At 75.1% G+C, this 13,139-nt stretch carries 9 protein-coding genes; 5 read left to right on the top strand and 4 right to left on the bottom strand.

The window, feature by feature from the left end; genetic code table 11:
• Positions 1-30: 30 nt before the first annotated feature.
• Positions 31-888: a helix-turn-helix transcriptional regulator gene (locus J2S42_RS03345; RefSeq protein ID WP_307235083.1), complete on the top strand. Its 858-nt coding sequence runs from the start codon at positions 31-33 to the stop codon at positions 886-888.
• Positions 889-985: 97 nt separating this feature from the next.
• The gene (locus J2S42_RS03340; protein WP_307235081.1) at positions 986-3,505 is read left to right on the top strand and encodes an HAD-IC family P-type ATPase; all 2,520 of its coding nucleotides are present in this window, start codon (positions 986-988) and stop codon (positions 3,503-3,505) included.
• 22 nt (positions 3,506-3,527) lie between these two features.
• On the opposite strand, the gene J2S42_RS03335 is transcribed toward J2S42_RS03340, so the two are convergent.
• The 3 genes from J2S42_RS03335 to J2S42_RS03325 all read right to left on the bottom strand — a co-directional run bounded on the left by J2S42_RS03335 (position 3,528) and on the right by J2S42_RS03325 (position 6,013).
• Positions 3,528-4,295, bottom strand: coding sequence for a hypothetical protein (locus J2S42_RS03335; RefSeq protein ID WP_307235079.1), 768 nt, complete (start codon positions 4,293-4,295; stop codon positions 3,528-3,530).
• 82 nt (positions 4,296-4,377) lie between these two features.
• Positions 4,378-5,247 (bottom strand): helix-turn-helix domain-containing protein, encoded by an 870-nt coding sequence (locus J2S42_RS03330; protein WP_307235077.1) that lies wholly within the window; start codon positions 5,245-5,247, stop codon positions 4,378-4,380.
• A gap of 118 nt (positions 5,248-5,365) precedes the next feature.
• Positions 5,366-6,013, bottom strand: a complete 648-nt coding sequence (locus J2S42_RS03325) for a DUF998 domain-containing protein (protein WP_307235076.1) — start codon at positions 6,011-6,013, stop codon at positions 5,366-5,368.
• Positions 6,014-6,135: 122 nt separating this feature from the next.
• Here J2S42_RS03325 and J2S42_RS03320 point away from each other — a divergent pair, with 122 nt between their 5' ends.
• Positions 6,136-9,261: an ATP-binding protein gene (locus J2S42_RS03320; protein ID WP_307235074.1), complete on the top strand. Its 3,126-nt coding sequence runs from the start codon at positions 6,136-6,138 to the stop codon at positions 9,259-9,261.
• Here J2S42_RS03320 and J2S42_RS03315 read toward each other — a convergent pair.
• Complete coding sequence (locus J2S42_RS03315) at positions 9,251-10,750, bottom strand: gluconokinase (RefSeq protein WP_307235072.1); 1,500 nt, start codon at positions 10,748-10,750, stop codon at positions 9,251-9,253. The two genes, J2S42_RS03320 and J2S42_RS03315, sit on opposite strands and share 11 nt — an antisense overlap.
• Before the next feature lie 473 nt (positions 10,751-11,223).
• Between J2S42_RS03315 and J2S42_RS03310 the strand changes: the two genes are divergently transcribed.
• Both J2S42_RS03310 and J2S42_RS03305 read left to right on the top strand, forming a co-directional pair.
• Complete coding sequence (locus J2S42_RS03310) at positions 11,224-12,078, top strand: helix-turn-helix domain-containing protein (protein WP_307235070.1); 855 nt, start codon at positions 11,224-11,226, stop codon at positions 12,076-12,078.
• Between the two features lie 99 nt (positions 12,079-12,177).
• Positions 12,178-13,113: an NADP-dependent oxidoreductase gene (locus J2S42_RS03305; RefSeq protein ID WP_307235068.1), complete on the top strand. Its 936-nt coding sequence runs from the start codon at positions 12,178-12,180 to the stop codon at positions 13,111-13,113.
• The last annotated feature ends 26 nt before the right edge of the window (positions 13,114-13,139 follow it).

The raw sequence follows: 13,139 nt of genomic DNA, 5'->3' as shown, positions 1-13,139 counted from the left end.
GAGCGGCGCCGTCGTGCGTAGGGTCGAGCCATGGACCGAGAGAGCATGGCCACGTTCCTGCGCGGCAAACGGGAGCGGATCCGGCCGTCCGACGCGGGCCTGCCGCACGGCGGACGGCGGCGCACCCCCGGCCTGCGCCGCGAGGAGGTGGCCCAGCTGGCGCAGATCTCGGTGGAGCACTACACCCGGCTGGAGCAGGGCCGCGGCCGGCATCCGTCACCCGCGGTGCTCGCCGGCATCGCCCGTGCGCTGCGGCTCACCGACCAGGAACGCGAATACCTGTTCCGGCTCGGCGGTCACGCCGGCACCGCGCCGCGCGGCGGGCCGTCCGGTCACGTCCCGCCCGGCACGCTCAAACTCCTCGACCGGCTCGGCGACGCCGGCGTGCTCGTGATCGGCGCGGGCTGCCAGGTGCTCGCCTGGAATCCGCTGGCGGCAGCGCTGTTCGAGGACTTTTCCGCGCTGAGCTCCGACGACCGCAACATCGTGCGGCAGTACTTCCTGCAACCGGATCCCGGCCGGCCCCGGTACGGCATCGGCAGCGCCCGGCGGTTCGCCGGCATCGCGGTCAGCTACCTGCGGCTCGCGGCGTCGCGCTACCCCAAGGACCCCGGCATCCGTACGCTGATCCGCGACCTGACCGCCGGCAGCGCCGAGTTCGCCGCGCTGTGGCACGGCCAGGAGATGCGGATCGAGCACCACAGCGAGGAGATCCTGGACCATCCCGCGGTCGGCCGGCTGACACTCGACTTCGAGATCCTCTCGGTCCCCGGCGAGGACCAGCAGGTGGTCATCTTCACCGCCGACCGCGACTCCCCGGAGTACCGCGCGCTCCAGCTGCTCAACGTCATCGGCACCCAGGACATGACACCGGAGCGCACGCCCTGATCGTGAGCGCCGGTTCCGGCGATTCCGGGAGGCGGGCGGTGGGATGCCCGGCATGATCGGATGTGGTGGGTGGCCGATCGGAGGGGCTGACGAGCGCATGAGGCAGCGGACCGAGCCGGCGGCGGAGCCGATCACGGCGGACGGGCCCGGGGCGGACGCCTTCGGGCTGAGCGAGGCCGAGGCGGAGGCCCGGCGGCGCCGGGGAGAGGCGAACACGGCGGTACGCGGGGGATCGCGCGGCTACGGCGAGATCCTGCGGACGAACGTGTTCTCGTTCTTCAACCTGGTGCTGTTCGTGATCGGCGCGACGCTGCTGGCGCTCGGCCGGTACAGCGACGCGCTGATCAGCGTCGGCCTCGGCCTGATCAACGCGGTGATCAGCACGGTGCAGGAGATCCGCGCCAAGCGTAAGCTCGACCAGCTCCAGCTGCTGGAACGTGCCACCGTCGTGGTGGTCCGGGACGGCGCGGAGCGCACGATCGGCCCGGACCGGGTGGTCCGCGGTGACGTGCTGCGCGTCCGGGCCGGTGATCAGATCGTGGTGGACGGGCCGCTGCTGCCCGGCGGGCGGGTCGAGGCGGACGAGTCGCTGCTGACCGGTGAGTCCGACCCGGTGGTCAAGGCGCCCGGCGACGACCTGCTCTCCGGCAGCCACTGTGTGGCCGGGAACGGCCATCAGCTGGCCCGGGACGTCGGCGCGCGCAGCCACGCCGGCCGGCTGACCGCGGAGGCACGCCGGACCAGCACGGACGCGACGCCGTTGCAGCGGCGCATCGAGTTCGTGGTGCGGCTGGTGATGCTGCTGACCGCGCTGATGAGCGGCGCGATCCTCGCGCAGGCCGCCCTGGAGGGATTCACGCTGCTGCGCGTCGTGCAGATCACGGCGGTGCTGTCCGGTCTCATCCCGTACGGGCTGTTCTTCCTGATCGCGCTCGCGTACACGGCCGGTGCGGTGCGCATCGCCCGGCGCGGTGCGCTGGTGCAGCAGGTCAACGCGGTCGAGTCGGTCAGCAACGTGGACGTGGTCTGCACGGACAAGACCGGCACGCTGACCACCGGCAATCTCACGCTGGCCGAGGTCGTCCCGCTCGGTGACCACAGCCGGGACGCCGCCGTGACCACGCTCGGTGCGTTCGCGTGCAGCGTCACCGCACCGAACCTGACCAGCGCCGCGATCGCCGCGGCGCTGCCCGGGGAGACCTGGGTGGTGCGCGACGAGGTGCCGTTCACGTCGTCGCTGCGCTGGTCCGGGCTGGTAACCGACCATGGGACCTGGGTGCTCGGCGCCCCGGCCGCGCTGCTGCCGCAGGTGCCGGAGGCGGTCGCCGCCCGTACCGGCGAGGGGTTGCGGGTCCTGATCCTGGCCCGGGCCGCCGGGTTGCGCGACGAGGCCGGAAGACCGCGGCTCACCGGCGTGGAACCGGTCGCGCTGGCCGCGCTGGCGGACGAGCTGCGCGACGACGTGGTGCCGACGGTCGCCCGGTTCCGGGACGACGGCGTGCAGCTGAAGGTGCTCTCCGGTGACGACCCGCGCACGGTCGCGGCGATCGCGGCCCGGGCCGGGCTGGCGGTGGGGGAGCCGGTGCCGGGCGCGGACCTGGACGGCCTGGACGACGCGCGGCTGGACGAGCTGGTCGCGCGGACCGCGGTGTTCGGCCGGGTCGCGCCGGAGCACAAGGAGCGCATCGTACGGTCGCTGCGCCGCCAGGGCCGGTACGTGGCGATGATCGGCGACGGCGTGAACGACGCCCGCGCGCTGAAGCAGGCGCAGGTCGGCGTGGCGATGCGCAGCGGCAGCACGGTGACCCGGGACGTGGCCGACATCGTGCTGACCGGCGACTCGTTCGCGGTGCTGCCGCCGGCGCGCGAGGAGGGCCGCCGGATCATCGGCGGGATCGGTATCTCGCTGTACGTGTTCCTGGCCCGGGTCGGCAGCCAGGGCCTGGTCATCCTCGCGGTCACCATGCTCGGGCTGGGGTTCCCGTACACGCCGACGCAGGTGGGCCTGACGCTGTTCACCGTGGGCATCCCGACCGCGTTCCTGACGTTCTGGGCCGCACCGGCCCGCCCGGACCCGCACCTGCTGCGCAATCTGGCCCGGTTCGTGCTGCCGGCCGCGATCGTCACCGCCGCGTGCGGCACCGCCATCTACACCGCGCTCTACCAGGGGATCCTGCGCGGCTTCAGCTCCGGGCGCACCCCGGCGGAGGTGATCGACGACTTCGAGAGCTACACCGGGCTGACCTACGGCACGGACACCGATTTCACGGTCGCGGCCGCCACGATCGGCGCACAGACCGGGCTGTCCACGTTCTTCTGCTACGCGTCGTTCCTGCTGATCCTGTTCCTCGCGCCGCCCGGCCGGTTCTTCGCCGCGTGGACCCGCCCGACCGGTGACCGGCGGCCGGCCTACCTGGTGGTGGCGCTGGTCGTGGTGTTCACCGCGGTGCTGCTGGTCCCGGCGCTGTGGTCGTACTTCGGGCTCACCGGCCCGGCCGGCCCGGTCTTCGAGGTGGTGCTGCTGTCGCTGGTGCCGTGGTTCGGCGCGCTCACGCTCGCCTACCGCTACCGGATCCTGGAGCGGCTGCTCGGGCTGGGCGGCACCCCGGCGCGGTGACCGCGCCGGGGTGCCGCGCCGGTCACGGCGCGTCGTAGGTGACGATCAGCCGCGCGTCGGTCCGCGAGAAGCGCTTCCACCGGCTGACCGTGGTCTCGCCGGTGCCGTCCGCGGCGGCCGCGGAGAAGGCGACCGTGACGTCCGGGTGGCCGCCGTCCGCCGCCGCCTGGAGCCGCGCGGTGACCGGGCCGCCGGCGAACGTGACCGTGGCGGGCGGCTGTGCCGCGCCGCACGCGCCGGTGTTGTTCGCGCTGGCGGAGACGGTGGCGAGCCGGGTCTGCAGCGGGGTGGCCCACGGGGTGCGTGGCGTGCCGGCCGGTGCGCCGGACGACCACATGGTGGCCGGCGTGGGCGTGCAGGACCAGGAGTGCTCCAGCAGCATCTGCACGTATGCGTTCTGCACGGTCACGCCGGCCAGCGCACCGGTCGGGAACGTGAAGAACGAGCGGTAGGTGGCGCCGGTCGACTCGTTGTACCCGACCGGTGCGATCGTCGAGTTGTACGTCGTGTTGTTGCTCGACGCGTACGCCCAGCTCGACGAGCCGGTGTAGAACGACACCGCGGCCTCGAGGGTCAGCGTGCCGTTCGGCTCCGCGAAGACCCGGGCCGACTCGGTGCGCTCGGCGACGATCTCCACCCGCTGACCGGACGCCTCCGCGCGTGCGGCCGCGGCCTCGACCGGCGAGGCCGGCAGCGCCGGGGCCGCGGTGGCCGGTGCCGCGGCGAACAGCAGCGCGGAGGCGAGCGAGACGGCGGCGAACGACGCGCGCCGGGACGACAGTGATGCCACGGATACCCCCATGAGTGACAGGCAGTGGCCGCACTCTATGGAACGTGATCGCCTTTCGTAAAGATCCAGAAGCAAAGTGTGATCACACAGTGGACCGTGACATCTGCTCGGTGGCGGCCCAGGACGCCAGCAGCGCCAGCGCGTGCGCGGACCGCGAACCGGGCTCGGCCACGTAGATGGTCATCGACAGGTCGCGCTCGGCCCGCAGCGCCATCGTCTCGTACGCCAGCGACAGGTCACCGACGACCTGATGGCGGAACTCCTGCACACCGGTGCCGTGGACGCGCACGTCGTGCGCGCCCCACCGGCGGCGGAACTCGTCGCTGCGGGTGGACAGCTCGCCGACCAGGTCGTGCAGGCCCTTGTCGTGCGGGTGGACGCCGGCGGCGGTGCGCAGGTTCGCCACCGTCATGTCCGCGAACCGTTCCCAGCCCGGGTAGAACCGGTGTGCGGTGTCGTCCAGGAACGTGAACCGGGCGACGTTCGGCGTCCGCGTACCGTCGTGGAACAGGTCGCTGTGCATGGCGCGGCCGGGCAGGTTCGCCGCCAGCAGGTCCGCCCGGTTGTTGACCACGATCGCCGGGCTGGTGATCGCGTCCAGCGTCCACTGCAGGCTGGGCCGGACCGCCCACTGCTTCGGCCGGCCCGGCGTGCGCACCAGCGCGCTGCTGCTGTTCGCCTCCTGCGCCAGGTGCAGCAGGTGCCCACGCTCGGCCTCGTCCAGCTGCAACGCGCGGGCGATCGCGTCCAGCACGCTCGCGGAGACACCGGCCAGCGCGCCACGCTCCAGCTTCGCGTAGTATTCGACGCTCATCCCGGCCAGCGCCGCCACCTCGGCCCGGCGCAGCCCCGGTACCCTGCGCTGCCCCGCGGCCGGGAGCCCGGCCCGCTCCGGCGTGATCCTGGCGCGGCGCGCGGTCAGGAAGTCGCGTACCTCGGCTCGATTGTCCATTCCTCCGACGGTACGGCGTCCCGGCGCGCTGAGGGACGTACTGGCGGTACACCTCTCAGCAGCGCCTCGCCGCGCAACCGTACCCGCGTTGACCTGCGCTGACAGGAAAGTCTGCCGGTCACCGCGCGCGGCGCCGTCGCAGGGCGGCGCCCAGGACGACGAAGCCGGTCAGGAACGGGTAGATGATGCCGCGTTCGGCGAGGCCGATGAGCACGCCGGCGCCCGACGCGAGAATCGCCTCGAAGGCCACCAGCGAGAGCAGGCCGACGATCCCGGCCACCGTCAGCGCGCGGCCCAGCGCGGGCGACAGCCCGAGCGCGCGGTGGGCGCGGCCCAGCAGGACGATCAGCGCGTTGCCGGCGACGAACGCCAGCATCGCGCCGATCCCGTGGAAGTCGGTCCCGGTGGTGCTGCCGTCGCCGGGGAACAGCGCCACCAGCATCAGGCCGGCCGCCAGTACCGCCGCCGCGGTGACCGCCGCCACCCGGCGCGCGGCCGGCAGGCCCCGCAGCGTGGCGACACCGGCCAGCGCGAACAGCCCGGTCAGCGCGAAACCGGTGTTCATCACGGCGGCCAGCGGCGAGTAGATGTACTGGCCGAACGCGGTGAGCGGGCCGTGCACGCCCAGGTTGCTGATGAAGTGGTGCGTGTAGCTGTAGGGCGGGTCGGTCCACGCGGCGGCGGCGATGAACTCGCCGGTGAAGTAGGCGGTGCCGGCGGCGGTGAGCGCCACGGCGGCCACCGGGTGCTGTGCTCTGTCGTCCACGGATCGTCCTCCTGTGCTGAGTGCGTGGTGCGAGCCTGCGGCGCGGCGCTGACATCCGGCGCACACCGCACGCACACGGCCCCGCCGTCCGGCCGGGCGGGGCGGCGCGCGAGGATGCGGGCATGGGCGGCGGCGCACGGCTACGGGTCACGCTGCTCGGCGCGTTCCGGGTGTCCCGTGGTGACACCGTCCTGGCCGTACCCGGCGCGCGGTTGCGGGCTCTGCTGGTCCGGCTGGCGCTCGCCGGTGGCCGGCCGGTCACCGTGGCCGCGCTGATCGACGCGATCTGGGCCGAGGCACCACCGGCCGATCCCGCGCACGCCCTCCACCGGCTCGTCTCCCGGCTGCGCCGCGCGCTCGGCCCGGATCCCGCCGCGGTGCTGCCGGTCGCGGGCGGATACCGGCTGGAGGTACGGCCGCACGACGTGGACGCGGTGCTGTTCGAGGAGCTCGCGGCGGACGGCGGTGTGGCCGCGCTGACCGAGGCGGTGGCGTTGTGGGGTGAGCGTCCCGGTGCCGAGCCCGCGGTCGTCGCCGCCGTCGCGCCGGCCGTGGCGACCCGGCTGGCGCGGACGTCGATCGACGCGGTCGTCGGCCTGGCCGGCGAGGAGCTGTCGCTCGGGCGGGCCGAGGCCGCGGCCGGCCGGCTGTCCGCGCTGCTGGCCGAGCAGCCGGCGGACGAGCGGGCGGCCGTGGTGCTGATGGACGCGCTCGCCCTGCTGGGGCGGCAGGCGGAGGCGCTGACGGTCTACGAGCGGGTCCGGGCGGCGCTGGCGGACGTGCTCGGCGTCGATCCGGGCACCGCGCTGCGCGACCGGCAGGTGAGCCTGCTGCGCCCGGTTGCCGCGCCGCTCGCCACCGGGTTCCCCGGTGGCGGTCTGCCGGTGCCGCTCACCCGTTTCATCGGCCGGGACCGCGACCTCGCCCGGGTCGCCACGCTGCTCGCCACCGGTCGTCTGGCCACCGTCGTCGGAGCGGGGGGCGCGGGCAAGACGCGGCTCGCGGTGGAGGCCGCGCACCGGCACCGCCACGACTACCGCGACGGCGCCCGGCTCGTCGACCTCGCCGCCGTCACCGACCCCGGCATGATCGCCACGGTCGTGCTCGCCGCGATCGGCCCGCGCAGCGGCGGCCTGCTCGGCCGGGCCGGCGGCGACCAGCTCGACGTCCTCGCCGCCGAGCTCAGCGACCGGGAAGCGCTGCTGGTGCTGGACAACTGCGAGCATCTGATCGGCGCCGTGGCCCGCCTGGTCGCCGTGCTGCTGCCCCGCTGCCCCGGCCTGCGGGTGCTCGCCACCAGCCGCGAACCGCTGGCGATCGACGGCGAGGCGCTCGTCCCGCTGGACCCGCTCGGCCTTCCCGGCCCGGACGCGGACGTCGCCCAGGCCCGCGACACCGACTCGGTGCGGCTGTTCACCGCGCGCGCGGCCGCCGTACGCCCGGATTTCGCCGTCGACGACACCACGCTGCCCGACGTCGTGCGGATCGTGCGTGGTCTCGACGGCCTGCCGCTCGCGCTGGAACTGGCCGCGGCCCGGCTTCGCACCCTGACACTGACCGGGCTGGCCGGCGGGCTCACCGACCGGTTTCGCCTGCTCGGTGCCGGCAGCCGCACCGCACCGCCCCGGCACCGCACGCTGCACGCGGTGATCGCCTGGAGCTGGGACCTGCTCGACGCCCGGGAACGCGACGTCGCCGCCCGCGTCTCCGTGCTGCCCGGCGGCATCACCATCGACTCCGCCACCGCGGTCTGCGCCGGCGCCGCCGACGTCCCGGACCTGCTCGCCGCGCTCGTCGACCGGTCGCTGCTGCAGCTGGACCCGGCCACCGGCCGCTACCGCATGCTGGAGACCGTCCGGGAGTACGCATCTGCGCGCCTGGCCGCCACCGGCGCCCTCGGCACGGTCCGTGATCTGGCCGCCGCACACTTCGCCGCGCTGCTGACCGGCCAGGACGCCCGGCTGCGCGGCCCCGGCCAGCTGACCGCCCTGGCGGTCGTCGACGCGGAGTACGACAACACGATCGCCGCGCTCGAGCACGTGTGCACCACGGGCGACTCCGCCACGGCGATCGCGCTGGCGCTGGACCTCACCTGGTACTGGCAGATGCGCGGCCGGCACGCCGACGGCGCGCGCCGGCTGGGCGAGGTACTGGCGGTCTCCGGTGGCGGACCGCCGTCCGCACGGGCCGCGTACCTGCTGCACCGGGCGGACATCCTCTCCGGCGTCCCCACGGCGGAGGCGGCCGCCGACCGGGCGCAGATGCGCGAGCTGGCCGGCCGGCTGCTCGCTGACCCGGACCTGCCGGGCCATCACCGCCTCCTCGGTCCGATCCTGCTGTTCCTGGGTGGTGACCCGGCCGCGTCCGCGGCGTTCCGGCGTGTCGCGGACGGCAGCGACCGGTGGGCGGCCGGGCTGGCGCACATGTTCCAGGCCGAGATCGCCGGGAACGAGGGCGCGGCGGACCGCATGCGCACCCACGTCGAGGCGGCCCTGGACCACTTCGACCGGGCCGGCGATCGATGGGCCCGGGCCGCGGTGCTGCCGATGCGCGCCATGCTGCGGCGATACGACGACGTCGACGGCGCGCTGTCCGACCTGGACGAGGCCAGGACGCTGCTCGGCCGGTTCGGCGCGCCCGGCCTCGCCGACCGGCTCTACGGCGACCTGCGCTGGATGGACCTGCACCTGCGCCGGGGCGAGACCGGCCGGGCGGCCGCGCTGCTCGACGCCGCCCGGGTACGTGCGGTCCGCGCGTCCTCGGCGCCGATGCTGATCCTGATCGACGCGCACGAGGCGGACCTGCGGGTCCGGCTCGGCGACCTGGACCGGGCGGGTGACCTGCTCGATGCGGCCGGCCGCGCGCTGCGCGAGCACCCCTCCGCGCACGCCCGCGCGCTGGCCGGCGGCGTCCGGGCGGCGCTGCTGCTGGCCCGGGGCGACCTGCCCGGCGCGGACCGGGCGCTGGCGGCGGCACACGCGGCCGCGGTGGCCACCGGGGAACGACCGGTGGTGGCCGAGGTGACGGTGCGGATGGCCGCGCTCGCCGGCCGGCGGGGCCGCCCGCGCGAATCGGCCGTGCTGCTCGGCGCCGCCGCCGGGTTGCGTGGCGCGGACGACCACACCGACCCGCGGGTCCGCGAACTCACCCGCAGCGCGCGGGCCGCGCTGGGCGAGACGGAGTTCAGCGCCGCGTACGCGGAAGGGGTCACCGGGTGCGGCGGCAGCGGCGTGCCGGTCAGCCGGTGACCAGCGCGTCGTAGGCGGCGGCGAAACGCGCACGCCGTTGCGCGTAATACGCGGCGTGGCCCGGCCGGGGCTCGTAGGTCGCGCCGGTCACCCGGGGTGCGCGCGGGGCGTCCGGCGCCAGTACGTCCAGCGCGAGCAGCGCGGTGCCGTGCTGGGTGGCGCGGCGCCGGGTCACGTGCGTCACGGGCCGGCCGAGCACGTCGGCGAGGACCCGCAGCCACTCCGGCCGGTCGTTGCTGACCCGCCCGGCCGCCGCGATCTCCAGCACCGACGGCGCGGCCGGACGCAGCTCGTCGGCCACCCGCGCGTACGTCATCGCCACGCCCTCGACGATCCCGCGGAACAACGCGTCCGCGTCCGTCGCGGCCGACACACCGCTGAACTCGGCGCGTACCCCACCGGCCCAGCCCGGCGCGCGTTCCCCCGTCAGGTACGGCAGCACCAGCGGTGTGGCGTCGCGCGGCGGCGCGGCGAGCACGGCCTCGGGCGCCGGCCCGAGCCGCAGCGTGTCCTGCGCCCAGCCGACCGCGCGGCCGACGTCGTTGATCGCACCGCCGAGCAGCGTGCGGCCCGCGTCCACCCGGTAGTTCCACAGGCCGGACGGCAGCGGATCGGCCGGGCCGTCCAGCAGCACCCGAAGTGCGCCGGACGTGGCCGTGGCCGCGGCGAGCACGGTCGCGTCCGTCGCGCCGGCCCCGATGTTGCTGGCGTACCCGTCCGTGACGACCGGGAACCACGCGGCCCGGGCGAGCGCGGGCCAGCGCGCCGGTGCCACCGCCGGCACCGGCTGCGTCGTGTCCCGCGGAGGCGAGAACTGCCCGGCGTCGACGCCCACGCCCACGCCGGCGCCCGCGGCGGCCAGCAGCTCGGCGTCGAGCGCGCCGGTGTGCCGGTTCAGCAAACCGGTCCAGGCCACCGTGGACGTACCGGCCAGCGGCTGCCCGATCAGCCGGGCGAGGACGTACTCGCCCAGCGACCACCAGAACGCGGCCCCGGCCACCACCCGCGGCTGCGTGGCCGCCAGCCAGCGCAGCCGCGGCGCGTGATAGCTGGTGTGCAGGCGGGTGCCGGTGCGCTGCTGCACCGCGCGCTCGTCCAGCTCCGCGCGCAGCGCCGCCACCGCACCGGTGCTGCGCGAGTCCGCGTAGGTCAGGCACGGCGTGAGCGCCCGCCCCGCCGCGTCCACCGCGATCAGCGACGCCGCGAACGTGTCCATCGCGACGCCGGCGATCCGCGTGCCGAGCCGCCGGTCACCGGCCACCGCGTCCAGGACCTGCCCGACCTCCGCGACCACCTGGTCCGGGTCGATGACCGAGGTGCCGTCGGCCGCGACCGTGAACGCGTGCGGCACCTTGTGCTGCAGCCCGCGCACTCGCCGCCCGGACGCGTCGTGCACACCCCCGCGGGTCGCCGTGGACCCGATGTCCATCGCGACCACCAGCGGCTCCACCGCCGCCTCCAGGGCGACCTCGTCATCGGTGCGGGTCATCGCGTCCTCGTCCTCGGCGTCGAATCTCTCCGGCGACCTTAACCAACACCGCGGCCGCGCACCCGCCGAACCGGGCCGCGCGGGTTCAGCCACCCACTTCACCGGCGAGGGGTACCGGTGCCGCGGGGTCCGGTCGACCGGAGAGTCTCACCGGCACGGCGCAATGCCGCCCGGAACGCGGCGTTCTCCGGCCACCGCCGGGCACCGAGGTCCTCCGTCTGCCGCAGCGCCCCGGCCAGACGTCCGGTGCGCAGCTCGGTGTGCGGCGGCGCCGCGGAGCCGCAATCGCGGGCACGGACGCGAGCGCGGCCCGCAGATGCACGAGAACGGCTCGCTGCCGTTCGTCGGGGACCGCATCCGCCTCGAAGTACCCGGCGGCGATCAGCGGGGCCGGACGTGCCGGCCGCTGAGCGCGTCCGGCTGCGAGGAGACCTCCTGACGGGACGCCGGACCGAGCAGGCAGACTGGGGCCCGTGGAACGTCTGGAGTTCGGTGCGGCGGTGCGCCAGTTGCGGGAGAACACGGCTCCGGCCGGGGTGGGGCCGGCGGCCGGCCGGCGGCGGGTGCAGGGGCTGCGGCGGGAGGAGCTCGGCGAGCTCGCCGGGATGTCCGCGGACTACGTGCGCCGGCTGGAGCAGGGGCGCAGTCACCCGTCGGCCGGGGTGGTCAACGCGATCGCGCGGGCGCTGCGGGTCGGGCGGGCGGACTACGAGCGGCTGTGCGCGCTGGCCGGGTACGCCGCCGCGGACGGGCACGTGCCGGACGAGATCGGCCCGGGCGCGATGCGGCTGCTGGAACGGTTCACCGACACGCCGATGTTCGTCTCCGACGCGGCGATGAACCTGATCGCCGTGAACAGCGCGTTCCTGGCCCTCGGACACTGGCAGCTGACCGGCGACCCGTGGGACTGGAACGTCGCCTGGCGCTCGTTCTGCGACCCGTTCGACGGTTTCCGGCAGTCCGCGACGGACGCGACCGATCACCAGACGATCCTGGTCGCCCGGCTGCGGGCCGCGCTGCTGCGCTATCCGGCGGACACGTCGCTGGCCGCGCTGGTGGACGAGCTGCGCAGCCGCAGCCGCCTGTTCGACACGCTGTGGCGGGAGCCGCGGCCGGTCACGGCGTACGAGAGCAGCGCCGCGTTCGTGCACCCGGACGGCGCCGCGGTCACGCTGGTCGGCAGTCTGCTCGCGATACCGGGCGACGACCTGGCGGCGCTGATGCTCACCGCGGCGCCGGGCTCGGCCGACGCGGCGCGACTCGCCGAACTCGTCCAGGGTGCCGGGGAGCCGGCGATCATCAAGGTGGGCCGGTCCGGCCCAGGATAACCGCGCGGGATCCTGCGAGATTCAGTGACGTCACCGGCGAACGCCGGATGCGACGGCCGCCGCCGGGCGGCCACGTCACGTACGAAAGCAGGTCCAGCCATGAAGGCAGTGCGTTTCCACGAGTTCGGCGGTCCCGAGGTCCTGCGCTACGAGGACGCCGCGCAGCCCACGCCCGGCGCCGGTCAGGTCCGCATCCGGGTCGCCGCGACGTCGTTCAACGGCGTCGACGGCAACATCCGGGCCGGCTACATGCAGGGCCCGATCCCGGTCGCGCTGCCGCACACCCCGGGCATCGACGTCGCCGGTACGGTCGACGCGCTCGGCGACGACGTCACCGACATCGCGGTCGGTGACCGGGTCATCGGGTTCCTGCCGATGACCGGCGCCGGGGCGGCCGCGGAGTACGTGATCGCGCCCGCGGACATCCTCACCGGCGCGCCCCGCAACATCCCACTGGCCGACGCCGCGGCGCTCCCGCTGGTCGGCCTGACCGCGTGGCAGGCGCTGTTCGACCACGGCAAGCTGACCGCCGGCCAGCGCGTGCTGATCAACGGCGCCGGCGGTGCGGTCGGCGGTTACGCCGTCCAGCTGGCCAAGGAGGCCGGCGCCCACGTGATCGCCACCGCCGGTCCGCGCAGCGCCGAGCGGGTCAGGGCCGACGGCGCCGACGAGATCGTCGACCACACCACCACGGACGTGACCGCGGCCGTGACCGAACCGGTCGACCTGGTGCTCAACCTCGCGCCGGTCGCCCCGGAGCAGCTGGCCGCACTGGTCCCGCTGATCCGCGACGGCGGCACCCTGGTCAACACCACGGTGTGGATGCCCGCCCCGTCCGACGAGGCCCGCGGCGTGCACGGCGTCGACCTGTTCGTCCGCAGCGACGCCGACCAGCTCGCCGACCTGGCCGCCCGGGTCGGCACCGGCGAGCTGCGCGTCCACGTCGCCCAGCGGGTCGCGCTGGCCGACCTGCCCGCCCTCCACGCCCGCGCCGGTGCGGGTGACCTGCCCGGCAAGACCGTCGTCGTCGCCTGACCGCTTTCAGACCTCAAGGAAGAATG

The sequence above is a fragment of the Catenuloplanes indicus genome, assembly GCF_030813715.1.
In the GTDB taxonomy this organism is placed as follows: Bacteria; Actinomycetota; Actinomycetes; order Mycobacteriales; family Micromonosporaceae; genus Catenuloplanes; species Catenuloplanes indicus.
The sequence above is the reverse complement of the archived record's forward strand: the minus strand, read 5'-3'. Positions and strand labels throughout refer to the sequence as shown.

What these genes read in the sequence shown, in the direction of transcription:
- J2S42_RS03340 (WP_307235081.1), top strand. Translation starts at nt 986, where the DNA reads ATGAGGCAGCGGACCGAGCCGGCGGCGGAGCCGATCACGGCGGACGGG.
- J2S42_RS03345 (WP_307235083.1), top strand. Translation starts at nt 31, where the DNA reads ATGGACCGAGAGAGCATGGCCACGTTCCTGCGCGGCAAACGGGAGCGG.
- J2S42_RS03315 (WP_307235072.1), bottom strand. Translation starts at nt 10,750, where the DNA reads ATGACCCGCACCGATGACGAGGTCGCCCTGGAGGCGGCGGTGGAGCCG.
- J2S42_RS03330 (WP_307235077.1), bottom strand. Translation starts at nt 5,247, where the DNA reads ATGGACAATCGAGCCGAGGTACGCGACTTCCTGACCGCGCGCCGCGCC.
- J2S42_RS03320 (WP_307235074.1), top strand. Translation starts at nt 6,136, where the DNA reads ATGGGCGGCGGCGCACGGCTACGGGTCACGCTGCTCGGCGCGTTCCGG.
- J2S42_RS03305 (WP_307235068.1), top strand. Translation starts at nt 12,178, where the DNA reads ATGAAGGCAGTGCGTTTCCACGAGTTCGGCGGTCCCGAGGTCCTGCGC.